The sequence below is a fragment of the Patescibacteria group bacterium genome, from assembly GCA_041661505.1.
Classification (GTDB): Bacteria; Patescibacteriota; Patescibacteriia; order Patescibacteriales; family JBAZCA01; genus JBAZCA01.
On sequence record JBAZUF010000002.1, the window covers coordinates 1 to 22393 of the forward strand.

General features: G+C 44.0%; 18 protein-coding genes and 1 rRNA gene. 15 read left to right on the top strand and 4 right to left on the bottom strand.

The window, feature by feature from the left end; genetic code table 11:
- Positions 1 to 1513: ribosomal RNA gene (locus WC715_02350) — 16S ribosomal RNA — on the bottom strand; the annotation flags it as partial.
- A gap of 457 nt (positions 1514 to 1970) precedes the next feature.
- On the opposite strand from WC715_02350, the gene WC715_02355 reads away from it, so the two are divergent.
- Together WC715_02355 and WC715_02360 are read left to right on the top strand one after the other, a co-directional pair.
- A complete protein-coding gene (locus WC715_02355) occupies positions 1971 to 3032 on the top strand; it encodes a Fic family protein (protein MFA6171276.1) in 1062 nt (353 codons plus the stop codon).
- Positions 3033 to 3075: 43 nt separating this feature from the next.
- Positions 3076 to 4446, top strand: coding sequence for a mannose-1-phosphate guanylyltransferase/mannose-6-phosphate isomerase (locus WC715_02360; GenBank protein MFA6171277.1), 1371 nt, complete (start codon positions 3076 to 3078; stop codon positions 4444 to 4446).
- Positions 4447 to 4539: 93 nt separating this feature from the next.
- Here WC715_02360 and WC715_02365 read toward each other — a convergent pair whose 3' ends face one another.
- Positions 4540 to 5460: a hypothetical protein gene (locus tag WC715_02365; GenBank protein ID MFA6171278.1), complete on the bottom strand. Its 921-nt coding sequence runs from the start codon at positions 5458 to 5460 to the stop codon at positions 4540 to 4542.
- Between the two features lie 127 nt (positions 5461 to 5587).
- Here WC715_02365 and WC715_02370 point away from each other — a divergent pair, with 127 nt between their 5' ends.
- From WC715_02370 to WC715_02430, 13 genes are all read left to right on the top strand, one after another.
- Entirely contained in the window at positions 5588 to 6313 is a 726-nt protein-coding gene (locus WC715_02370; GenBank protein ID MFA6171279.1) for a YebC/PmpR family DNA-binding transcriptional regulator, read from the top strand.
- A gap of 6 nt (positions 6314 to 6319) precedes the next feature.
- A complete protein-coding gene (locus tag WC715_02375; GenBank protein MFA6171280.1) occupies positions 6320 to 6850 on the top strand; it encodes a hypothetical protein in 531 nt (176 codons plus the stop codon).
- Positions 6847 to 7353 (top strand): crossover junction endodeoxyribonuclease RuvC, encoded by a 507-nt coding sequence (gene ruvC, locus WC715_02380; protein ID MFA6171281.1) that lies wholly within the window; start codon positions 6847 to 6849, stop codon positions 7351 to 7353. Before WC715_02375 ends, ruvC begins: the two co-directional genes overlap by 4 nt.
- A complete protein-coding gene (locus tag WC715_02385; GenBank protein MFA6171282.1) occupies positions 7334 to 8107 on the top strand; it encodes a pilin in 774 nt (257 codons plus the stop codon). Before ruvC ends, WC715_02385 begins: the two co-directional genes overlap by 20 nt.
- 42 nt (positions 8108 to 8149) lie before the next feature.
- Positions 8150 to 9364: a pilin gene (locus tag WC715_02390; protein ID MFA6171283.1), complete on the top strand. Its 1215-nt coding sequence runs from the start codon at positions 8150 to 8152 to the stop codon at positions 9362 to 9364.
- Positions 9365 to 9378: 14 nt separating this feature from the next.
- Complete coding sequence (locus tag WC715_02395) at positions 9379 to 10713, top strand: hypothetical protein (GenBank protein ID MFA6171284.1); 1335 nt, start codon at positions 9379 to 9381, stop codon at positions 10711 to 10713.
- A gap of 4 nt (positions 10714 to 10717) precedes the next feature.
- A complete protein-coding gene (locus WC715_02400) occupies positions 10718 to 11263 on the top strand; it encodes a hypothetical protein (protein ID MFA6171285.1) in 546 nt (181 codons plus the stop codon).
- Between the two features lie 63 nt (positions 11264 to 11326).
- On the top strand, positions 11327 to 11560 hold the full coding sequence (locus WC715_02405) for a hypothetical protein (GenBank protein MFA6171286.1): 234 nt from the start codon (positions 11327 to 11329) through the stop codon (positions 11558 to 11560).
- The gene (locus WC715_02410; protein ID MFA6171287.1) at positions 11557 to 11829 is read left to right on the top strand and encodes a type II toxin-antitoxin system mRNA interferase toxin, RelE/StbE family; all 273 of its coding nucleotides are present in this window, start codon (positions 11557 to 11559) and stop codon (positions 11827 to 11829) included. Before WC715_02405 ends, WC715_02410 begins: the two co-directional genes overlap by 4 nt.
- On the top strand, positions 11826 to 12044 hold the full coding sequence (locus tag WC715_02415) for a hypothetical protein (protein ID MFA6171288.1): 219 nt from the start codon (positions 11826 to 11828) through the stop codon (positions 12042 to 12044). Before WC715_02410 ends, WC715_02415 begins: the two co-directional genes overlap by 4 nt.
- 1 nt (position 12045) lies before the next feature.
- Entirely contained in the window at positions 12046 to 12264 is a 219-nt protein-coding gene (locus WC715_02420; protein ID MFA6171289.1) for a DUF2283 domain-containing protein, read from the top strand.
- A 13-nt stretch (positions 12265 to 12277) separates the two neighbouring features.
- Positions 12278 to 13198, top strand: a complete 921-nt coding sequence (locus WC715_02425) for a thiamine pyrophosphate-dependent enzyme (protein ID MFA6171290.1) — start codon at positions 12278 to 12280, stop codon at positions 13196 to 13198.
- 3 nt (positions 13199 to 13201) lie between these two features.
- Positions 13202 to 14566: a hypothetical protein gene (locus WC715_02430; GenBank protein MFA6171291.1), complete on the top strand. Its 1365-nt coding sequence runs from the start codon at positions 13202 to 13204 to the stop codon at positions 14564 to 14566.
- A 56-nt stretch (positions 14567 to 14622) separates the two neighbouring features.
- Here WC715_02430 and rpoC read toward each other — a convergent pair whose 3' ends face one another.
- Positions 14623 to 18618: a DNA-directed RNA polymerase subunit beta' gene (rpoC, locus tag WC715_02435; GenBank protein ID MFA6171292.1), complete on the bottom strand. Its 3996-nt coding sequence runs from the start codon at positions 18616 to 18618 to the stop codon at positions 14623 to 14625.
- Between the two features lie 70 nt (positions 18619 to 18688).
- Positions 18689 to 22240, bottom strand: coding sequence for a DNA-directed RNA polymerase subunit beta (locus tag WC715_02440; GenBank protein ID MFA6171293.1), 3552 nt, complete (start codon positions 22238 to 22240; stop codon positions 18689 to 18691).
- Positions 22241 to 22393 lie beyond the last annotated feature (153 nt).

Genomic DNA, 22393 nt, shown 5'->3' on the forward strand with positions numbered 1-22393 from the left:
ATCTTTCCTGCGGCCTCGAAGTTGAGCCTCGAGATTTAACAGGAAATGCGATAAACCGCCTACGTACCCTTTACGCCCAATAAATCCGGACAACGCTTGGGGCCCTCGTATTACCGCTGCTGCTGGCCATTTAGTAGTATTTACTAATAGCTTGGACTATATCACCACCCCGCAAACTGCGGGGTGCTCGGCATCTAATAGCAGTTTATATTCCTGATTATCAGGTACCTGCTATTACTCCCGCCAATTTATGACAGGAAGAAGTCTCTGAAGGGTTAACTATAATGAAGGTAGCTTGTATCTAAAGCAACTAACAATATACGGCTTAATAATAGACATAAATTTTATCCGGCCATCTTTACCGACATGTAAACGCGGATATCTCTTGCCTCGGCATAAAGAATTATTGATTGATGTTGTAATCCCAAAATTCTTTAGCATTGCGTCGGCAAGTTTTTTTACATCTTTAAGCGAAAAACAATTAACGGCCAGGCTGAATGCAAAATGGCTTTTGGGGCGGAAATCAAGCGTTCCGTCATCCATAAACCAAATTGCCAAAGATAATGGATCAACTAACATTTCACTAATTTGATCAGGAACTTTTTTCTTGCCAGTGTGGCTATAAAAGTCCTTCCTCAAACCCGTTAGTTCATCTATATAACGTGTTCCAAAAAACCATTGACTGCCGTCTTTTCTCATGTTCGGTTCGCTCTTGCATAAATTTTTCAATTCATTATAGAGCCACCAAACATATTCCTTATTTTTTTGGCATTGCTTTATTTGCAATCTGGTTCCCTGGTATCCGTTAAAATCAAGATATCCATCGCCTAAAATACTTCCGATAATAATTGACTTTTGTCGCTTAGATAAGCTAATTTTCATTCTTCTATTATAGCAACTTCCCTGCTGATTGTCTAACCGCTAGGCAACAGACTATTTGCGATTAGAGTTTCCAGCATATAAGCCGAGTTCACCCTTAATGTTTCCATTAAGGCGCGCACTCTAGTAATACGAACGTTACTGCTAACAATTGCATATACGAGGTTAGCAGCCCCTTATTCCCTTGGTACCGTCATAGATTCGTCCCAAAGAAAAGCAGTTTACACCCCGAAGAGCTTCTTCCTGCACGCGGCGTCGCTCCCTCAGCCTTTCGGCCATTGGGGAAGATTCTTGACTGCAGCCTCCCGTAGGAGTCTGGGCAGTGTCTCAGTCCCAGTGAGCCGGGCCATGCTCTCACACCCGGTACCCGTCGTAGCCTTGGTGAGCTTTTACCTCACCAACTAGCTGATAGGGCATAGGCCTTTCTTGAGGCGATAAATCTTTAAATGAGAATGACTTGTGTCCCCTCATTTCCATCGCGTATTATCCAGCCTTTCGGCTGATTATCCGCGACCTCAAGGTAAGTTACCAATGTGTTACTCTCCCGTTTGCCATGGGTCTAAACCCATTCGACTTGCATGCCTTAGACACGCCGCCAGCGTTCGTCCTGAGCCAGGATCAAACTCTCAAAAAGTTTCGAGATTGCTCTCGAGTATTGAGTAATTATGATTAGCTCAATTTTATGTTTTGTTTTGGTTTGAACCCCGCATTTGCGGGGCTCGGAATAGTACGTGAATTGGCGCCTGTTAGCACCAAAACTTTCTGAACTCGGATTTTTGGTCGACTAACCGAATTCAGGACCACTATATTTTGTTTTGCTTTTCTCGCTGCTACGTGAGAAAGCAAAACCTTACCTACTTGGTATGAAAGAATCAACCTTTGATCCTTTATTTGTTAAAGTGCGAAGACAGTTAAAAAACAGGGACATTGTTCTTTCCAATATCACTGTTTGGAATCTAACTGAATTTTACGAAATCTTACTTAATAATAATCCATTCTTTCTGTCCTGTCAAGCGAAAACAAAATGCTTGCTTTTATCTTGCTTTTATCGTATCATTATGATATGATTAAAATAGTAAAATGATACGATTATGAATAAATTAACCGCAAAACAGGAAAAAATCATTAATATTTTCCTCAAAAATGAAAAACTCCAATCTTCTGAATTGCACCGGGAGCTGAATGCCGAAGGAGAAAATGTGTCCCTGATAACCGTTAAAAGAGCCTTATCAGAACTGGCGCAAATTGGGTTTTTAGAATTATCGGGCCGGGGACGCTCCACTGTCTATGAGATAAGCGTTCGCGGACGAGTTTTGGCCAATGTCAACGCTAAACAATATATAGATGCAGAGCCCGACAAGCGTTATGGATTGAATCGGTATAACTTCCGTTTGTTTCCCGATTTTCCGGCTGACATATTTACGGAAGAAGAATTAAATAGACTAGATGCCGCTACCCAGGAGTTCAAAAAGAGAACTGCAGGATTATCCGTTGCTCTCCAAAAAAAGGAGCTGGAACGCCTGGTCATTGAGCTGTCCTGGAAATCTTCAAAAATTGAAGGCAATACCTACACGCTCCTGGACACTGAAAAATTAATTTTAGAAAATAAGGAAGCGTCCGGTCATGCGAAGAATGAGGCGCGGATGATTTTGAATCATAAAGACGCCTTTTACTATATCCGTGCCCATGCCCATAAATTCAAGACTATCACCAGAAAAAATTTGGAAGATCTTCATTCGGTCATTATTAAAGGCTTGAGGGTGAAATCCGGTTTTAGGACAAGCTCGGTCGGTGTTACTGGATCAATTTACCGGCCACTGGATAACATCTACCAGCTCGCTGAAGCTGTAGAGGATTTGTCAAAAGCCGTCTCCAAATGCAAAACGCCTTACGCTAAAGCTCTTTTAGCCTTAGCCGGATTGAGTTATATTCAGCCGTTTGAAGATGGCAATAAAAGAACGGCTAGAATGATGGCCAATGCTCTTCTTGTTTCTCATTCTCTCGCCCCCCTCTCCTACCGCAGTGTTGACGAAGAAGAATACAAATCGGCCGTTTTGGCATTTTATGAATTAAATTCAATCTTGCCGATGAAAAAAATATTTATTGAACAATACGAATTTGCAGCGGAAAACTACGCGGTAAAGACAGTATGATAGACGCCTTGTAAAAATAGATAAAAGATAATATCTTATATATATGCACTGCCTAATATTATGCGGCGGGTCCGGTACCCGGCTCTGGCCGCTTTCAAGAAAAAATTACCCTAAACAGTTTTTAAAACTCTTGGGCGACCATTCCCTGCTTCAGCAGACATATTTAAGGATGAAAAAATTCATTCCGGTTAGGAATATTTATCTTATTACCAACCAGGAAAACCTGTTTAACGCCTTGAACCAGATAAAAGAAATTGATAAAAACTTTAGAGACGACCAGCTGATTATCGAGCCGGCGAGTTTAGATACGGCTCCGGCTATCGTTTTAGCCGTAAAATATTTAAAAGAAGTAAAACGTATAAATAAAGACGAGCCAATTATCGAAGTTCACTCCGACCATTATATCAAAAACGAAAATAAGTTCACCCAGGTAGCTAAGAATGCCTTGAAAAAACTTGGCGACAATCTCGGCGCGATCGGCATCGCGCCGGTAAAAATTGAAACTGGATACGGATATATCAAAAAAGGAAAAAAAATTGGCAGCTACTACCGGGTTGAAAAATTTGTTGAAAAACCTGATTACGAAACCGCCAAAGCCTACCTTGCCTCAAAAAAATATCTCTGGAACGGCGGCATGTATCTCTTTACCCCAAAAACTCTCGAGCGGGAGTTAAGGCTCCACGCGCCGCAAATTTATTCTCTTTACGAGAAAAGCTACAATGAATTTTTATCCGGTTTTCCCAAGCTAAAACCGATTTCATTCGACCTGGCGGTTTCGGAAAAGTCAAAGCAGATGATTGTTTTTGAAGGAGATTTTGGCTGGACTGATATCGGTTCGTTCGACGCTTTAATCGAAGCCGGCGCCCCGGCCCACCAGCGCCACGTCGGCATTGATTCAAAAAATATCTACGCCCAAAGCGCCGGCAACAAGCTCATTGCCACTATCGGCGTTAACGATTTGATTATTATTGAAAACGACGACAGCATATTAATACAAAGAAAAGGCAAGAGCCAGGACGTAAAAAAAGTGGTCCAGCATCTTAAGGATAAAGGCTTTAAGGAATTGGAGCACAATCTATTGGTCCACCGGCCCTGGGGCAAATACGAAGTGTTAATTGATAAGCCTAAGCATAAAGTCAAAAAAATTACGGTTAATCCCGGCGCTTATTTAAGCCTCCAGTCCCATGAACACCGGGCCGAACACTGGGTAGTAATTAAAGGGACGGCTGAAGTGGTAAACGGGGAAAATAAAATCCGCTTAAAAGAAAACGAAAGCACCTATATTCCTCTAAAAACTAAGCACCGGCTCGGCAATCCGGGAAAGGGCCCCTTAGAGATGATTGAAGTCCAAACCGGCGATTATTTAGAAGAGGATGACATTAAGCGGTATGACGATATCTACAAAAGAAAATAATAACATTAGGCCGCGCGGAATATAAAAATCCGCCCCGCATTCTGCGGGGCGGATTTTTATATTGAGAAAATTGCGGCTAATGGAATTATCGCCCTAGCCTTTACTCCCCGGGACAATCGGATCAAAATTATCATCTTTTCCGTAAGCTTTGGGGCCATAATCTTTGCAGTAATTTTCTATGTGCTTTTTGAAATAAGGCAGGTTATTTTCCTGTACCAGGCCGGTGATATAATAACCCAGGCTCGTAATAAATCCGGTATCGGCCCAAGCCGGGATTTTAATGTCCCATCTTTTATCCGGCTGGCCGAAAAATTTATTTTTTACTCCCAGCCCGATAACCAGCTCTTTATCGGAACGGACGACAAATTTAGCGTGCCGCGCCTTGCCTTCGGTATAGGCCCTTACCATCGAATGCGGCCCGAATAATTCATCGTCTTTGGTTTTTAGCATCTGGGCGATATACTCGTACTTATCCGGCAGGATGAAAGAATAATATTTGCTTTTTTTGATATGGCCGGAAATTTTCAATTTTTTTAGAAAATCTTTTATTTTTTTCGGATTTTCCCCGGTCACCGAAATCACCATCCCGAAGTAGGTGGAAAAATTATAAGTATAGGGTTCGGCGATTTTTTTGTAAACAATAACCTGATCGGCGATTCGCGCTCCAGCCGATTCGGGCGAGCAAGTTAAAAGCGTGGTTTTTAAATTATTCCTTTTAGCGTAGTCAATTTCCCAAATCGCGTCTTTTTCCCCGGAAGCCGAAATTATTACCGCATCGTTTATTAAGCCTTGTTTTATTATTTCGGAGTAAGAATCGATCAGAGATTTAAAATTGCTTTCATTGGCATGGATGGCCGACCGCCCGGCAAATAGATTATGGCCGGTAAAATAAGCGCCTTCTGACCCGACCACAAACGGCATTTTAAATTGGTTTAAATCCAGCTTAGCCGGCCTATTCTTAGAAAAAAACTCTAAACCCTTTAAAACATCCTGGTTTAAATTTATAATTTCCATAAAAGTTTTGGTTATTAATCTTACCTAATTATACTAACATATTGCCGCTAAGTAAACATTGATTTTGGCGCCCAAACATGTTAATTTTATAGTAGGCTTGAATATAAAAAATAATTGATAATTGATTATGTCAGGACATTCCAAATGGGCGACAACCAGAAGGCAAAAAGCCGTGGTAGACGCGAAAAAAGGGGCGATTTTCACCAAGATGGGCAACTTGATAACCATAGCCGCGCGGGAAAAAGGCGGCGATCCGTCCGTCAATTTTATGCTGCGCATGGCTATTGATAAGGCTAAGGCCGCCAATATGCCCAAAGACAATATCGATCGGGCGATTTTGCGCGGCACCGGAGAGTTAGGGGGCGCGGACATTTCCGAAATATACTACGAAGGCTTTGGACCGGCTAATTCCCAGTTTATCGTAAAGTCCCTAACCGACAATAAAAACCGCTCGGCCTCCACTATCCGCCATATTTTCACTAAATACGGCGGAAGCCTGGGAAACGTTTCCTGGAATTTTTCCCAGAAAGGCGTTATCCGGGTGGCGGGAGAAGAATTCAAGGGTAAGGGCATAAATCTGGAAGATCTTGAATTGGAGCTGATTGACGCGGGGATTGACGATTTAATTAAAGAAGAGGAAGGCGCGACGATTTATACTCCCCTGGAAGCCTTGCAAAAAGTTAAGGAGTTTTTGGAAGCCAAGGGATTAAAAGCCGAATCGGCTCAAATCGAGTATGTCCCTAAGGAAGAAAATAATGTTTCCGGCGAGGACAAGGAAAAGGTAGAAAAATTTATTTTTGAGCTGGAAGATAACGAAGACGTATCCGATTATTTTTCCAACGTTAATATCTAGTAATTTATGGCTTGGCTTTTTTATGCTTTATACGCGGTCGTCGCTTTTGATATTGTTTTTATAGCGTTCGCTTTTTTCACGATAGTAACCCTCGTTTTTACCCGCGTGCCTTTTGTCCGGACGCCAAGAAAAAACGCCAAAATCGCTTTAAATGAACTGAACCTAGCGGCCGGTTCAAAAATTTACGATCTGGGCTGTGGCGATGGAAATGTGCTATTTTTAGCCGAAAAAATGGGCTACAAGGCTACCGGCTATGAACTTTCTCCATATCCTTACCTAAAAGCGAGAATAAATAAATTCATTACCGGCAGCCGGGTTAATATAATCCGGTCCAATTTTTTCCGGGCCGATTTAAGCCAGGCTGATTGCGTTTTTTTATTCCTGATTGATTCGATAATGGAAAAGGTCGGAAAAAAATTAAAAGCCAATTTGCGCCCCGGAACGCCGGTTGTTTCTTACGGATTCAAAATCCACGGCTGGCAGCCTGTAAAGATTTTAGACACCCAGCCAAGCAAAGTTTACATATACAAATCATGAAGCCCCATGCGTCGATAATTTTAGGCATTGACCCCGGAATCGCCGACACCGGCTACGGGGTGGTTTGCCGTTCCGAACGGAATCAACTTTCCTGCCTCCTCTATGGCTCGATTAAAACAAGTGCTAAAATAGAGGTAGGCGAACGGCTGGATATTATTTACCGCGAACTCACAAAAATAATAAAAAAATTCCGGCCGGAATTGATTGCCGTCGAAAAACTTTTTTTTTGCAATAACGCAAAAACCGCAATGATAGTCGGCCAAGCCCGCGGAGTAATTATACTGGCCGCCCATCAGCAAAAAATTCCGGTATCCGAACTTACTCCCCTCCAAATCAAGCAGGCTGTTTCCTCTTACGGAGCGGCGAGCAAATTACAGGTGCAAAGGATGGTTAAGCTCATTCTTTCCCTAAAAGAAATTCCTAAGCCCGACGATGCCGCCGATGCCCTAGCCGCCGCCATCTGCGCCGCCAATTCCATTAAATATGCAGCTAAAACTTTCTAAACTATTGTCCGTTTCAGTATCAGGCATATTCGGATTCTTGTTATTATTGACAATTTTATTTCCCTCTCCCGCCAAAGCCGAAGTCTATTATTGCTGTTGCGGAACTTCCCTTCTCGGCTATTCTGATAAGGACGGCAACTGCTATGATTATACCTGTTCGGGAAAAATGATCACTACCAGTTCTAGCGCTACCTGCGGATCGGGTTCGGACGACAATTCGGGAAGCGCGAAATTTAATCCCCAAATCACTATTCCTGGGAGCGATTTCAAGCAAGGCTCTTCATATACCATAAATAATAATACCGCCGCCATTGCCCAATATATTAAAGCTATCTACAAATATTTAATCGGCATTGTCGGCATGGTTGCCGCGATAATGCTTATGGTCGGCGGAATCGTCTGGCTTACCGCCGGCGGTTCGCCGGAACGGGTAAAGCAAGCCCAGGAATATATAAAAGCCAGCCTGACCGGATTAGTCCTCGCTTTAGGGTCGTTTATGATTTTAGGGTTAATTAATCCGGCGCTCGTTAATTTTAGGATATCTAGCATTAAAACTTTGAAAAATGACACGAGTTCATCAACGTCTAGTAGTACAACTTGCTGCAGTTGTGTCAATGCGTCTTGGAATGCAATGGGGTGCTCTGAAGGGTTAAAGGACCAAACTGCTTGCAACGGCTATTGCACTGGTTTCACCTATAAAAATTTTTCAACTGGCGCAAAATGCTCTAGCGATAATACCTGCACCTCGCAATAATACCGAGCCTGGATTGCTTTATATGGATTAAAGGCTAATAAAATGTCTATTACTAAAGCCAAAAAAAACTTTCTATCTTTATACTTAATGGCAATTTTCTTTAGCCTTCTCTTTTTAAACCCTTCCTTCGCTTACGCGGACGACTCGACCCCGACCTGGAAAGTTCCTAAGCTTCAGATTTCAATCCCAACGGTAAATTTAGCTACAAAAATTGACTGTTCCGGAACTGATACGGGAGGGAATAAAATATGCAAAGTCCCCTGGATCGGGCAATACCTGGCCGGGGTTTATAAATATGGGATTGGCGTTGTCGGCATGGTCGCGGCTATCATGCTTATGGCCGGAGGAATCGTCTGGCTTACCGCCGGAGGAAACGCCACCCAAGTAAGTAAAGCCCAGGACTACATAAAAGGAAGCTTGTTCGGTTTAGTTCTCGCCCTCATGTCCTATACAATTTTATATACCGTCAATCCCAACCTTGTTTCTTTCAAGCCTTTATATGTAAAGGTGGTAAAGACTTCGGGTTATTCGACGTCTGGTTCGTGTGGTTGGGCCGGTACTTGCGATGAAAATTATGGATATAGTCTAGGAACCGAGGGGACAGATTGCGCGACGAAAAAAACGGATGCATCCTCATATTATTCTTCAGGGGACACGATTTGCTGCTGCACTACATCAGCCAGTACGGGTTGCGATTGGTCGTCTAGCGAAACCTGCAACGATAACACCCAAGAAAAAATGTCAGATTCTAACCGGACCAAATGCGGCACTAACACCAGCAAGGGAAAAGCTTGCTGCTGTAATTGGTCTTCTACACCCTCGACATATAAATCAGGCGCCAAATTTTCTGATTCATATGCGAGAGAATATTTAGCCGGTAAAGGAATTACTGTCCCCGACAGCGTAAGCCTAGAAAACGTAAACCAAAAAGTATTAGACGATTTAGTTGAACTCTATAAAGACTGTGCTAAAGAAAACTCTTCTTGTACGGTCAAAGTGATGAGCGTAACGGGAGGTACTCATGCGCTATGCTCAAACCAAAATTCTTATACCTGCCACAGTGGAGGCGATAAAGCCGATTTATATTTTAATGACAAATTGGATAAAAAAATAGAAAGCTATGGCCAATGCAGTAACAATAGGTCTGATGGGGCTGAGATGTATCAGGCGACAAACGGTGCTTGTTATGCCAAGGAAAGCGGCCATTGGGATATGACCTGGAAAGGATGTTCTGTCTGGGGAGGAAAAGGTTGTTAAACATTTTAATTGTTATGAATAAAAAAGTATTAGCTATTATTTTTTTCATATCTTTTTCTATTTTTTTGATGCTTTTTAATTCTTCTTTCATTTACTCCGCCCAAGCCGCCACAACCTGGACGCCGCCGACTCTGCAGATAAAAATCCCGACCCTCGAAGAATTTACTACCCCAACTCAATGCGGTACGGCTACGGATGGACAACCGATTTATTGCGTTAAATGGATCGGCGAATATATTGCCGCTATTTATAAATACGGAATCGGCGTGATTGGAATAGTCGCCGCTATTGCTATAATGATCGGCGGAATAAGATGGCTTACCGCCGGCGGCAATCCGTCAAGCGTCAAAGACGCCCAAAGCTGGATAACCGGCGCCGTTACCGGCTTGATACTGGCCCTAACTTCTTTTCTTATACTAAACCTAATCAACCCCAATTTGGTTAATTTCCAGCCGCTAAGGGTAAAGGTCGTTAAAACAGTGGGCTATCCGACTTCGTCAAGTAGTAAATATTCCAACTGCAAACCCGAGACTGATACTACCTGCTCTTCAGACAGGGTTTCAACCGGTAATATGAGCGATTGCTCGGACGTTATGGGAAACTATGTAGGTGAAGGCGAAGACTTAACTAAATATAAAACCTGTTGCTGCCAAGTAAGTAATACAACCGGTTGCGGCTGGCAATCGGATGCCTGCAATACCACAACCCAAAACGAAGTTACCAGTTCGCCGGTCGACAGCTGCGGAAGTACCAGTACTAATTATCATTGTTGCTGTTCAAAAGCTTCGGCGACGGAGAAGGGCTGTTCTTGGGGCGACTCAACCTGCGGAAGCAACGCGCGAAAGGTCTCGGATTCAGGCAATTGTTCGGGAACTGCGTCGGGGGAAAACACAACCTGTTGCTGTTCCTGGGCCTGCACGGCAGCAACTCAAGGAAATTGCAGTCCAACTACATTAGCCAGCAACGGCTGGAATTGCGGAGATGTTGATACGGCTTCAGCCGTATGCAGGGGTGAGAGCGGAGGCAATATCGGCTCTAAAAGCGGCACCGATTCCTGCACAAATGACGATGGAAAAAAATATTCATATTCATTAGGATTGTTTCAGATAAATGTAAAGTATCATCAAAATAGCAAAAATAAAAAATTGAATGAAGCTTTTCCAAGCTCATGTAATGGGTTGTTTAGCGGAAGCGGAAGCGCTTGCAGAATGAAAGGAACCGCGGAACAATATAATACTTGCGTAAGCGACATAACCAACGTAAGTAAAAACCTTCAGCTAGCCTGTATTCTAAAAAGCTCAAGCGGCGGTTTTACCGACTGGTCATATTATAATGACAATTGCAAATAATAATATGCCTAAAAAAATTATTCTTGTTATCTCCATAGCAATTTTATTATCCATTCCTTTAATTTATTTTTCAAATACAAGAAACCGGATAGAAATAAAAGGGGTGTCCGGCTTCGTAAAAGTCTATAATTTCTTTCCCTTTTCCGATAATAAGCTAGACAAAAATACTTATTTTATAAAGCAAAATCAGGACTTCACTTTGAGCTATTTTAATCCGGACAGTCTCTTTTTGATAACGCTTGAAAATAAAGACGTGAGAAGCGCGAGAACTAAAGCCGAAAATGAACTTTTAAGAAGCTTAAAAATTAGCCGGAGCGCGGCCTGCAAATTGAATGTAGACTTAGAAGTTCCTGATTATGTTGACAGCGGCCTATCCGGAGTAAATTATTACTTAAGCTTCTGTCCAAATGGAATTCCGTTTAGTAATACGACCACTAATAGCGATACATTTGCTCAAAAGGCTATAAACACGCTAAAAAATCCCCTAACCGCCGCTTTGATTGCCGCCGTTCTGATAATTGGCGGAATTATCTTATTCGCCCGCAGGTAGCTTGACTTTGTAATACAATTGTAATACAATACGTCTATTGCTATAATATTAACATTAATCAGTATGCGCGAAATATTAACCGTCTCCCTGCCCGGCGAAACCTTGCGGGAGTTGAAAAAAAGAATAAAAAGCATCGGCTTTGATTCGGTCGGCAAATACGTTAAATGCCTGATTGAAAGAGACTTGGAAGACGACTGGATATCTGAAGATGAGCTAGTGGAAGCCGTGAAAGAAGCCCGGGCAGAATATAAAGCCGGAAAAACAATCAAAGCCAGGTCAATGGCCGATTTATTATGATTGTAAAGAATATAGAGTATTCAAGGAAGTTTGTTAAACAGTTAAAGAGACTGCCGGGGGAAATTCAAAAAACCGCCTTCGCTAAAGAAGACCTCTTTAAAGCCAATCCGCTTCATCCTTCTTTGAGGCTTCACTCTCTTTCCGGTCGGCTTAAAGGGGTTTGGTCCATTTCAATTAATAAGGATTACCGGATAATATTCGACCGCCAGCCCGGGGGAGATATCTTGTTTATCTCAATCGGAAAACACGATATCTATAACTGCCTATGATCCACTTTACCAAATACGCCGAACAAAAATTTGAAATTTTGAATAAGCATAATGTTTTTATTACCCGCGAGCAGGTAGAAGCGGCGGTTAGATTGCCGGACAAGGCGAAAAAAAAGGGAAAACTTTTTTCCGCTTGCAAGGACGGAGTGGAAGTGATATATAAAAAGGAAGGCGAGATTATCAGGGTAATTACTTTTTTTCCGATAAAATGCTAATATGATTTATGATGCCGAATCCAATTTGCTTTCCTGGGAAATATCCAAAGGCCCGATCAAAAATGCCCGGCAATTCGGCAATTTTATAATCCATTTATCATCGGCCGGCCAGCCGGTTTTAATTGAAGTTTTAAACGCCTCGTCTTTCATCGGCCAATTTGAAAAAGTCAAAGAACTGGGTAAACTGAAAGCCGTTTCAACCGATCCCAGCCCTAATTAATCTCGAAGCAATTATGCAAAAATCCATAGCCGTAAAACCAAAATCAAAACAATTATTATCCCCGGGCCACCGGGCCTGCGCCGGTTGCACGCAATTGATTGCCGCCCGCACGGTGGCCGAAGCTTTGGGCCCGAATACCATTATCGCGAACGCGACCGGATGCCTTGAGGTAACAACCACTCCCTACCCCGAATCGGCCTGGGGCATGCCTTGGATCCATTCTCTGTTCGAAAACGCGTCGTCCGTCGCTTCCGGCGTTCAAGCGGCCTTAATCCACAAAGCCAAGATGAAACAAACCGGCTTGCCTTTGCCAAAAGTAGTTGCCCAGGGCGGCGACGGCGGAACCTTTGATATCGGATTCGGAAACATAAGCGGGATGTGGGAACGGGGCGAAGATATTTTGTATATCTGCTATGACAACGAAGCTTACGCCAATACCGGCGTCCAGGCTTCGGGCGCCACTCCGCCGGGCGCCAATACGACGACCTCGCCGGCCGGCATTGCGTCAGTCGGATCTGAACTAAGGAAAAAAGATATGGTTGCGGTCGCCCTGGCGCACGGATTAAGGTACGTTGCCCAAACTACCGCCGGCTTTCCAATTGACATTGCCGCGAAAGTTAAAAAGGCAGTGGCAACGCCCGGCCCAAGCTATATCCAGATTATGGTCCCTTGCATTCCGGGCTGGGGAATCGAGCCGGCGGACGGGATTAAGCTCGGAAAATTAGGCGCCCAAACCGGCCTTTATCCGGTAATCGAATATGTTAACGGCCAGCTATCGGGCTCCATGAAAGTCTCAAAACCGGCGCCCCGAGTCGAAGAATACCTAAAGATGCAAAGAAGATTTTCTCATCTCTTTAAATCCGAGGCCGGAAAAAAACAAATCGAATTTTTACAGCTGGTCGCGGACGAAAATATTAGAAAGTATCAGCTCTAGAATATGAAATTCGAACAACCAAAATTTCCTCCCGCTGATGAAGAAGCCCTCCCTCAAAAACAATATACGAGGAGGGGCTTTTTAAAATTTATGGGTGCGGCGGCGGGAGTATTAGCGGCAAAAAGACTAGAAGCCGGCGTCGGAGGGCTTGCTAAGCCAGAGATAAATCAAAGTATTTTAAAAAAACCAGCGATTGAAGATCAAATACGAATAGAAAGGAGCGAACAGAAAGAAAAAGTGGAAGTAACGCCGGAGTATGATAGAAAACTTGAGAGAATTTTACTTTCCATGCCTACAAGGAATAAAGAAAAAGACGATGAACTGGAACATAAAAAATTAATCTATAGGACTTTCCACGATTTATTAATTAAGCTTCCGGCTTATTCACAGATAGAAATCATAGTAAATGAGAATGAAGCTGATTATGCGAAAGAAGTGCTCCGGGTTCTGGAGCTGGAATGCGAAGACGGGGTTCGCCTGCTTGATAGAGTAAACTGGCACTTAATAAAAGAAGATACCGAAGTCGACCAGTGGGCGCAGGACTTTGGTGAGGCAATAAAAACCAATGGGCGGGAGAATTTTTTGATTCCTATGGAGTTTGATGAAAAAAAGTTTTTCCCGAAGGATGTGAAAAGAAACCGGGCAAGAAAAAAGCTTCTAAAAGAATACTTCAGCGGACCGGATACAATTCAGGCGGATTTTTATTTCGATGGCGGCAACGTGTCCTTTGACCAAACTCCTTCCGGCCTAAGAGTCTTTATCGGCTACAATGACATATTTTATACGGTCGCGAATTATCAGGCCAAAGGGATAAATATAAGCCTTGAAGAGGCGGCCAAAAAAGTATCACGCCAATTTGGCGGAGCCGAAATTATAGTAATGGGCAATAAAGAGCAAAAAGATGTTTGCTATCATATTGACCAGTCGTTTGTAATGCTTGGCGGCGGAGTGGCGGCGATGAGTCAGTGCACCGACAATCCGCAATCGCCGGTTGCAAAGCAGTTGCGATACCAAAAATCCCAGCTGGAAAGCTTGGGATATAAAATCATTGAAATCGGCCATAGCCTTGAAGAACTGGAAAACTCCTATACTTCAGTCAATGCTATCCCTTTTATCGATAAAATTACCGGCGAACGAAAAATAATTTTCCCGGTTTTTCCCGGAGAAATTTCACCGGATAAATATAACAAGAAAGTAATAGATGAAGCGGATTTACAAGGCAAGGCATCGTCCGCTTTTATTGCCTACAAATCCGCCGGATACATGCCAATTCCAGTGAGAGATTATGCTAATATTAATAAAGGCAATACTCACTGCATTTCTAATGTTTTAGCTGGCTTGGAAAATAAGAGTAAAATAGCGGCTTAATGATCTATATAGAAAAACGCCCCACAGAGTGCGGGGCGTTTTTCTATCTCAATTTTTTAAATATGAATATATTTCTTCTTCGGATTAAACCCGGTTCCGGCCGGAATCAACCTCCCGATAATTACGTTTTCCTTCAAGCCCTCGAGATAATCAATCTTGCCGTTAATCGCCGCGTCAATTAAAACGCTCGAAGTGTTTTGGAAGGAAGCGGCCGACAAGAAGCTATTAGTAGTAAGGGACGACTTGGTAATACCGAGTAAAAGCACTTCACCCTGGGCTTCCCGGGATTTTTTGGATTTAGCCTCAATATTAGCCCGTTCAAAAACCGCCTTTTCAACGATTTCACCGGACAAAAGATCGGTGTCTCCGGCGTCCTGGACATACAAACGGGAAAACATCTGTTTGGAAATTATCTCGATATGCTTTTCGTTTAGGGGCTGGCCCTGGGAGGAATAGACGAACTGAATTTCCTTAATAATATTTTTCTGGGCTTCGTATTTGCCTTTTAGCCGGTAAAGCTGCTGCAAATCAAGGGAACCTTCGGTTAGCTGGTCGCCCTTTTTGACTATGTCGCCGTTTTTAACCCAGATGCCAAAGCCTTTGGGGATAAGGAACTCCTTAACTTTTTCCGCCGCCACCTTAACCTTGACGCATTTTTTCTCAATCTGGATAACCCCTCCGCTTTTGGCTTTTACCTCTTTATTGCCGATGGTAAATAAGGTCTGATTGGCTTTGACTTCATCGCCGTCTTTAACCGACAATTTCGGCTTAATCGCCCCTTTTTCCTCTTTTGTCATTCTGCCCGCTTTCTTTCTTTCGGACTCGGCTTCTTTTATGGCTTCGGCAAAATAATATTTTTCCGAATCAGTCCCTTCATAATAAATTTTCAATATCTTTACCTGGGGATTAGTTACGGTCATCTTGCCCCGCTCATCCTCAATCACCCGCTCGCCGGTTTCAATTTCGACCCGGCCGGTTACGTCGGCCATATAGGCTTTTCTTTTCGGCGGCCGGGCTTCAAAAATTTCTTCCACTCTCGGGAGACCTTGGGTAATATCTTCTAGTCCCGCGACTCCTCCGGTATGGAAAGTTCTCATAGTGAGCTGGGTGCCGGGCTCGCCGATCGACTGGGCGGCGATAATCCCTACCGCCGTACCCATCTGGACCAATTTATTATAGCCTAAATCAAATCCGTAGCACTTAGCGCAGACTCCGCGGTTTAATTTACAGGAAAGCACCGACCGGATTTTCGCTTCAAGCACATTCTCTTTGGCAATATCTTCGGAGATTTTTTCGGTAACCATTTCGCCTTTCTTAATAAGGACTTTGCCTTTGGCGTTAACTAAATCCGCCGCCATTACCCGGCCGATCAGCCGTTTGTACATCGGCGTTCCCATCTCATCGCCTTCGGATTTGGTAATTAAAATTCCATCATCATCGCCACAATCGTCCTTGGTTATAATTACATCCTGGGCGACGTCAATCAGCCGGCGGGTAAGATACCCGGCGTTCGCCGTCCGGAGAGCCGTGTCAGACAAACCTTTGCGGACGCCGTGGGTGGAAATAAAATATTCCAAAACTTCAAACCCGGTCTTAAAATTTCCTTTGACCGGCAATTCGATAATATCTCCGGTCGGGGAAGTTACCAATCCCTTCATCCCCAAAATCTGCGTCAGCTGGGCCCAGGATCCGCGCGCCCCGGATTCAATCATCGAGTAAATCGGGCCGTCTATTGGGAGGCTGGCTTTGCAAATTTCAGTTACCCGGTCTTTTACTCCGGTCCAAAGCTCGATAATTTTTGAATAGCGCTCGGAATCGGTTAATAGCCCTTCCTCATATTGCTCCTGAATTATATCTACCTGCTTTTCCGCCGCGTTTACCAATTCGTCCCGTTCCGGCATTGGCGGCAAGTCATCAATCCCCCAAGAAAGGCCGGATTTGGTTATATAATCAAAACTGGTATTTTTAAAATTGTCGAGGAAATCCACGGTTTCATCTTCCGAGTAATAGAGTAAGCATTTCCGGATCAGCTTTTTTAGCATACCCTTATCAACCACTTCGTTGATGTAGCGCAATTTTTCCGGTAAAACTTCGTTAAAGATTACCCGGCCGACGCTGGTTTCGATAAGCTCTTTTCCCATTTTAATTTTAACCAGCTTATTTAGTTTTATGTATCCGAGTTCATAAGCCAGTTTAGCTTCTTCGGGGCCGGAATAATATTTCGTAATCTTCTTGGTTTCTTTTCCGTCTTTAGCCGGAGCATCGTCTAAAATATTAGTAAGGTAAAAAGACCCCCAAACCATATCCTGGGAAGGCGCGACAATCGGATCGCCGGTGGCCGGCTTTAAGAGGTTATGGGAAGAAAGCATCAAATCGCGCGCTTCGGTAATTGCCTCTTCGGTAAGAGGAACATGGACCGCCATCTGGTCGCCGTCAAAGTCGGCGTTAAAAGCCGAACAAACTAAAGGATGGATCTGAATGGCCTTGCCTTCAATTAATATCGGGCGGAAAGCCTGGATGCCGAGGCGGTGCAGGGTAGGGGCGCGGTTTAAGAGAACGTACGATTTCTGAATAATGTTTTCCAGAATGTCCCATACTTCATTATGCCCGGCTTCGATATATCTTCCCGCGCTCCGGACATTATGGACCAGCCCCATTTCAATCAGCTTGCTTATGACAAAAGGCTTAAAAAGCTCCAAAGCCATGACTTTCGGCAGGCCGCATTCATAAAGCCGCAATTTCGGATTGACCACGATCACGCTTCGGCCGGAATAATCAACTCTTTTTCCCAAAAGGTTCTGACGGAAACGCCCCTGCTTTCCTTTTAATGAATCGGCCAGAGACTTTAAATTTCTTTTTTGGCCGGTAGAGGCGGTAACGGTTTTAGTATGCCGGGCCGAATTATCTATAAGCGCGTCAACGGCTTCTTGCAGCATTCTTTTTTCATTGCGGCAAATAACTTCCGGCGCGTTTAATTCAATCAGCTGTTTTAAGCGATTATTGCGGTTGATTACGCGGCGGTACAAGTCGTTTAGATCCGAAGTGGCAAACCGGCCTCCGTCCAAGGCTACCATCGGCCTCAAATCCGGCGGTATAACCGGAATTATCGACAAAATCATCCATTCCGGACGGATGCCGTTATGGTGGAAGCTTTTGGACAGCTTCAATCTTTTGATCAATTTTTCCTTCTTTGATTCAACCGCGCCATCAAGCTCTTCTTCCAATTGCTTGATGCTTTTTTCCAGGTTAATTTTTTCTAAAAGCTTTCTTATCGCTTCGGCTCCGATGCCGGCTTCAAAAATATGGCCGTATTTCAAACTCAAATCCTGATAAGCATTCTCCGAAATTATAGCCATCGGCTTCAAATCTTTCAATTCTTTATTAGCTTTTTCGAAAGCCTGGCTTAAATCGCTTATCTTTTCTTCTTTAATTTTCTCCAAAGCTTCAATCTCCTTAGTTAGAATATTATTCACCGCGGCTTCATCGTCTTTCTTCTCCGATAAAAGTTTTCCTCTTTTACTCTTTACTTCATTAGCCTGCTTTTTAAAATCATTTTCAATCTGGGTTTTTTTGGATTTATACTCCTCTTTGATTTGCGAAATGGTATCTTGCTTCAATTGCTCGTTAACATCGATTATTACGAAGCTGGCGAAATAAATTACCTTTTCCAGAGACTGCATGGAAAGGTCTAATATAATTCCCAGCTTTGACGACAGCCCGCGCAAAAACCAGATATGTGAAACCGGGGATTCGAGCCGAATATGGCCCATCCTTATCCGGCGGACAATGCTTCTTGTTACTTCCACACCGCACTTATCACAGACGATTCCCTTATAGCGGATCTTTTTGTATTTCCCGCAGTAGCATTCCCAATCTTTGGAAGGCCCGAAAATCCTCTCGCAAAACAAACCGTCTTTCTCCGGCTTCTGGGTGCGGTAATTAATCGTCTCCGGCTTTAAAACCTCCCCGTGCGACCAGGACAAAATATCTTCGGGCGAAGCCAGTTTAAGCTTTATCGCCTCAAAGTCGGTTGTTTTTATTGGATTTAACATACTTATATTGATAATTTATTGTTAATCGACGACGGCTTGCCTGCCTAAAGAGAATCAAAGGCAAGACTAGTTATACTTTTTCTTCGCCTTTTTCCGGCGCGTTTTTCATGGCGTCTTTTTCCTTTAGAGCTCCGTTTCTATCGGCGCCGGACCGATCTTTATTTCCAACTGCCCCTCGGTAGCTGGAAAAATCTCCGCCTTCGCGCCGTTCATCCTTGTCGCTTATATAATCTTCGCCAAAATCAACCTTTTGCATATCCTCATTCAATAGTTCAACATCCAGACCCAGTCCTTTTAGTTCGCGAACCAATACATTAAACGATTCCGGCACATTCAGTTTGCGGATAGTTTCGCCTTTAATAATCGATTCGTAGGCTTTTGACCGGCCCGGCACATCATCGGATTTGATAGTCAGCATTTCCTGCAGAGTATGCGAAGCGCCATAGCCTTCCAAAGCCCAGACTTCCATTTCTCCGAACCGCTGGCCGCCGAACTGGGCTTTTCCGCCCAAAGGCTGCTGGGTAATTAAAGAGTAAGGCCCGATTGATCTTTGGTGGACCTTGTCTTCTACCATATGGTTCAGCTTTAACATATATTTATAGCCCACGGTTATTTTGTGGTCGTACGGCACGCCGGTTTTCCCGTCGTATAGCATTACCTTTCCGTCATCAGAGAGCCCCGCGCGCTTTAATTCGTCGCGGATTACTTTTTCTTTAATTCCGTTTAAAGGCGGAGTGGCGACCTTGTAGCCCAGTTTTTTCGCCGCGAAGCCGAAATGGGTTTCTAAAAGCTGTCCCAGGTTCATACGGGAAATAATCCCCAAAGGGGACAAGATAATATCGACCTGGGTACCGTCTTCCAAATAAGGCATATCTTCGGCCGGAACAATTTTTGAAATTACGCCTTTGTTTCCATGGCGCCCGGCCATTTTGTCGCCGATCTGGATTTTTCTTAAATTAGCGACCGATACCTGGATATTTTTAATTACGCCCGAAGACAATTTGTCGCCGTCTTCGCGGGAGAAAATTTTTATGTCCACTACTTTTCCATGCTCGCCGTGTTCAAGATATAAAGATGAATCGCGGACATCTTTGGCTTTTTCCCCGAAAATCGCCCGCAGAAGTTTTTCTTCGGCCGAGAGTTCAGTCTCGCCTTTGGGAGTAATTTTTCCAACCAAAATATCGCCGGAGGACACCTTAGCGCCGATCCGGACAATTCCCTCTTCGTCCAAATTCTTTAATTTTTCTTCCGAGATATTGGGGATGTCGGACGTTACCACTTCAGGACCCAGCTTGGTATCGCGGACGTCGATTGAATAATCCTCTATATAAATCGAAGTATAAACATCATTTGAAACCATGTGTTCGGAAATAATTATCGCGTCTTCATAATTATATCCTTCCCAGGTCATAAAGGCGACCAAAACATTTTTTCCGAGCGCCAGTTCGCCCTTGTCAATCGCGGATGAATCGGTAAGCACTTGCCCTTTTTTAATTTTATCGCCCTTGGATACGATCGGGCGCTGGTTGATGCAGGTTGAGGCGTTGGACCTTAAAAATTTTGTTAAATTATAGCTGGAGGTCTTCCCGCCTTTTTCGCGGATTACGATCGAACCGCTGTCGGCCTTAGCTACTTCCCCGTCTTCTTCGGCAATTAATATATGGCCCGAATAGCGGGCGGCCAGACTTTCCACGCCGGTGCCGATAATCGGCGCTTCGGCAGTAATCAAAGGCACGGCCTGGCGCTGCATGTTCGTTCCCATCAAGGCCCTTTGCCCGTCATCGTGCTCCATGAAAGGAATAAGCGAAGTGGCGACCGAAATTATCTGGTTGGCGGCTACGCCCATGTAATCGATTTTTACGACTTCGTCCGTCGCTGGCTGGCCGTATTTTCTCACTTCAGTCCTTTCAACCAAAAAGTGGCCGTTTTCGTCAATCGGCGTGGTGGCGGCGGTAGTGATTTTCCGCTCCTCTTCTAGGGCGTCGAGATAAACTATCTCGCCGGTAACTACCGGAACTATAGGGATAGTAATATGGTGCGGAACTTTTTCATGGATTTCTTTGGCCTTTTCTTTGGTTATAATCTCCTTGGCGCGGACGATCAGCTTGCCTTTTATTTCTTGCGCGTCCTCGTTTTTATTTTTTGATTCTTTGAATTTAATTTCGTAGATATCTTCCCGGGCGATTTTCCCTTCGGTAATTTTCGGGTTGTTTTCGATATCATGCAAAACTTTCCGGTAAGGCGCTTCTAAAAATCCATAGTTATTCAGCCTGGCAAAACTTGCTAAGTGGTTTACTAAACCGATATTCGGGCCTTCCGGAGTGGCAATCGGGCAAATCCGGCCGTAATGGGTCGAGTGCACGTCGCGGACGTCGAATCCGGCCCGCTCCCGGGTAAGCCCTCCCGGTCCCATGGCGGACAGCCTCCGCTTATGTTCCAGTTCAGATAAAGGATTGGTCTGGTCCATAAATTGCGAAAGCTGGGAAGACATGAAAAATTCCCGGACTACGCCGATTACCGGCCGGGCATTGATCAATTTATTTGGGGTAAGCGCGGCCATGTCGATAGTACTCATCCGGTCGCGGATAATGCGCTCCATCCGGGCTAAACCAACCCGGAATTTATTTTGCAAAAGCTCTCCGATCGCCCTTACGCGGCGGTTCCCCAGATGGTCGATATCGTCTTCTTTTTTCTGGGTAATATTCAGGCGGATGATTTCCTTAATAATGGACGCCAAATCTTCTTTTCTTAAAATCCTCGTTTCTTTATTGATCGGGATGTCGAAATTAAAGCGCTTATTCAGCTTATAGCGCCCGACCCGCCCGAAATCATAGCGGTCAAAGCGGAAAAACATCGAATAAATAAGCTGGCGCGCGTTGTCGGTTGTCGCCAAATCGCCCGGCCGGATTCGTTTATAGACTTCCCGGAGTCCGTCGGCTTCGTTGGCGGAAGTATCTTTATTGATTGTCGCTTCAATATAGTCTTGCGATTCGTCCAATTCTTTGTATATATCCTTAAACAGGCTCACTATTTCTTCATCTGACCCAAAGCCGAAAGCGCGCAGAAGCGCGGTGGCGGCGACTTTCCTTTTCCGGTCGATCCTGACCCAGATTACTTTATTAGCGTCAGTTTCAAATTCAAGCCAGGCGCCGCGGTTAGGAATTATCTTTGCCCCGTAATACTTCCGCCCGCGGATGTTTTCCGAGGAAAAAATTACGCCGGCCGAGCGGATTAATTGGGATACGACTACTCTTTCAATGCCGTTAATAATGAAAGTGCCGTTTTTGGTCATGATCGGCAGGTCGCCCAAAAAGACTTCCTGGGTCGAAGACTGCCCGGTCCGCTTGTTGGATAATCTTGTCTTTACCCGAAGCGGCGCTTCGTAGGTGATATTTTTCGCTTTTGATTCCACTTCATTGAATTTCGGCTCATCCAGATAGTAATCCTCAAAATATAATTCCAAATCCCGCCCAATAAAATCGGTTACCGGGGAAATTTCATCAAAAAGGTCAGCCAGCCCTTCAGCCAAAAACCAATCAAAAGAATTTTTCTGCAGTTCTATCAAATTAGGCGTAAAGGAAATCTTGGGGGATTGGTTAAAATATTTTCGTTCGTTAGACATAAAATACGCTCAATCCCTTCCCTCCGCTTACGGATGGCAATGGAATTGAGTTGGCTTTAACTTATTAAATTAAGAAGAGGCTAAAATCCTTGGACACTTATTTATATCGAAAATTTAGTTAACAATTTTTTGCAAAAACACAAAAAAAACGGT

Excerpts from the sequence above, each read along its gene's own strand:
- WC715_02370 (MFA6171279.1), top strand. The coding sequence starts at position 5,588 with ATGTCAGGACATTCCAAATGGGCGACAACCAGAAGGCAAAAAGCCGTG.
- WC715_02420 (MFA6171289.1), top strand. The coding sequence starts at position 12,046 with ATGATTTATGATGCCGAATCCAATTTGCTTTCCTGGGAAATATCCAAA.
- WC715_02415 (MFA6171288.1), top strand. The coding sequence starts at position 11,826 with ATGATCCACTTTACCAAATACGCCGAACAAAAATTTGAAATTTTGAAT.
- WC715_02375 (MFA6171280.1), top strand. The coding sequence starts at position 6,320 with ATGGCTTGGCTTTTTTATGCTTTATACGCGGTCGTCGCTTTTGATATT.
- WC715_02440 (MFA6171293.1), bottom strand. The coding sequence starts at position 22,240 with ATGTCTAACGAACGAAAATATTTTAACCAATCCCCCAAGATTTCCTTT.
- WC715_02410 (MFA6171287.1), top strand. The coding sequence starts at position 11,557 with ATGATTGTAAAGAATATAGAGTATTCAAGGAAGTTTGTTAAACAGTTA.
- WC715_02390 (MFA6171283.1), top strand. The coding sequence starts at position 8,150 with ATGTCTATTACTAAAGCCAAAAAAAACTTTCTATCTTTATACTTAATG.
- rpoC (MFA6171292.1), bottom strand. The coding sequence starts at position 18,618 with ATGTTAAATCCAATAAAAACAACCGACTTTGAGGCGATAAAGCTTAAA.
- WC715_02355 (MFA6171276.1), top strand. The coding sequence starts at position 1,971 with ATGAATAAATTAACCGCAAAACAGGAAAAAATCATTAATATTTTCCTC.
- WC715_02400 (MFA6171285.1), top strand. The coding sequence starts at position 10,718 with ATGCCTAAAAAAATTATTCTTGTTATCTCCATAGCAATTTTATTATCC.
- WC715_02395 (MFA6171284.1), top strand. The coding sequence starts at position 9,379 with ATGAATAAAAAAGTATTAGCTATTATTTTTTTCATATCTTTTTCTATT.
- WC715_02385 (MFA6171282.1), top strand. The coding sequence starts at position 7,334 with ATGCAGCTAAAACTTTCTAAACTATTGTCCGTTTCAGTATCAGGCATA.
- WC715_02405 (MFA6171286.1), top strand. The coding sequence starts at position 11,327 with ATGCGCGAAATATTAACCGTCTCCCTGCCCGGCGAAACCTTGCGGGAG.
- ruvC (MFA6171281.1), top strand. The coding sequence starts at position 6,847 with ATGAAGCCCCATGCGTCGATAATTTTAGGCATTGACCCCGGAATCGCC.
- WC715_02430 (MFA6171291.1), top strand. The coding sequence starts at position 13,202 with ATGAAATTCGAACAACCAAAATTTCCTCCCGCTGATGAAGAAGCCCTC.
- WC715_02365 (MFA6171278.1), bottom strand. The coding sequence starts at position 5,460 with ATGGAAATTATAAATTTAAACCAGGATGTTTTAAAGGGTTTAGAGTTT.
- WC715_02425 (MFA6171290.1), top strand. The coding sequence starts at position 12,278 with ATGCAAAAATCCATAGCCGTAAAACCAAAATCAAAACAATTATTATCC.
- WC715_02360 (MFA6171277.1), top strand. The coding sequence starts at position 3,076 with ATGCACTGCCTAATATTATGCGGCGGGTCCGGTACCCGGCTCTGGCCG.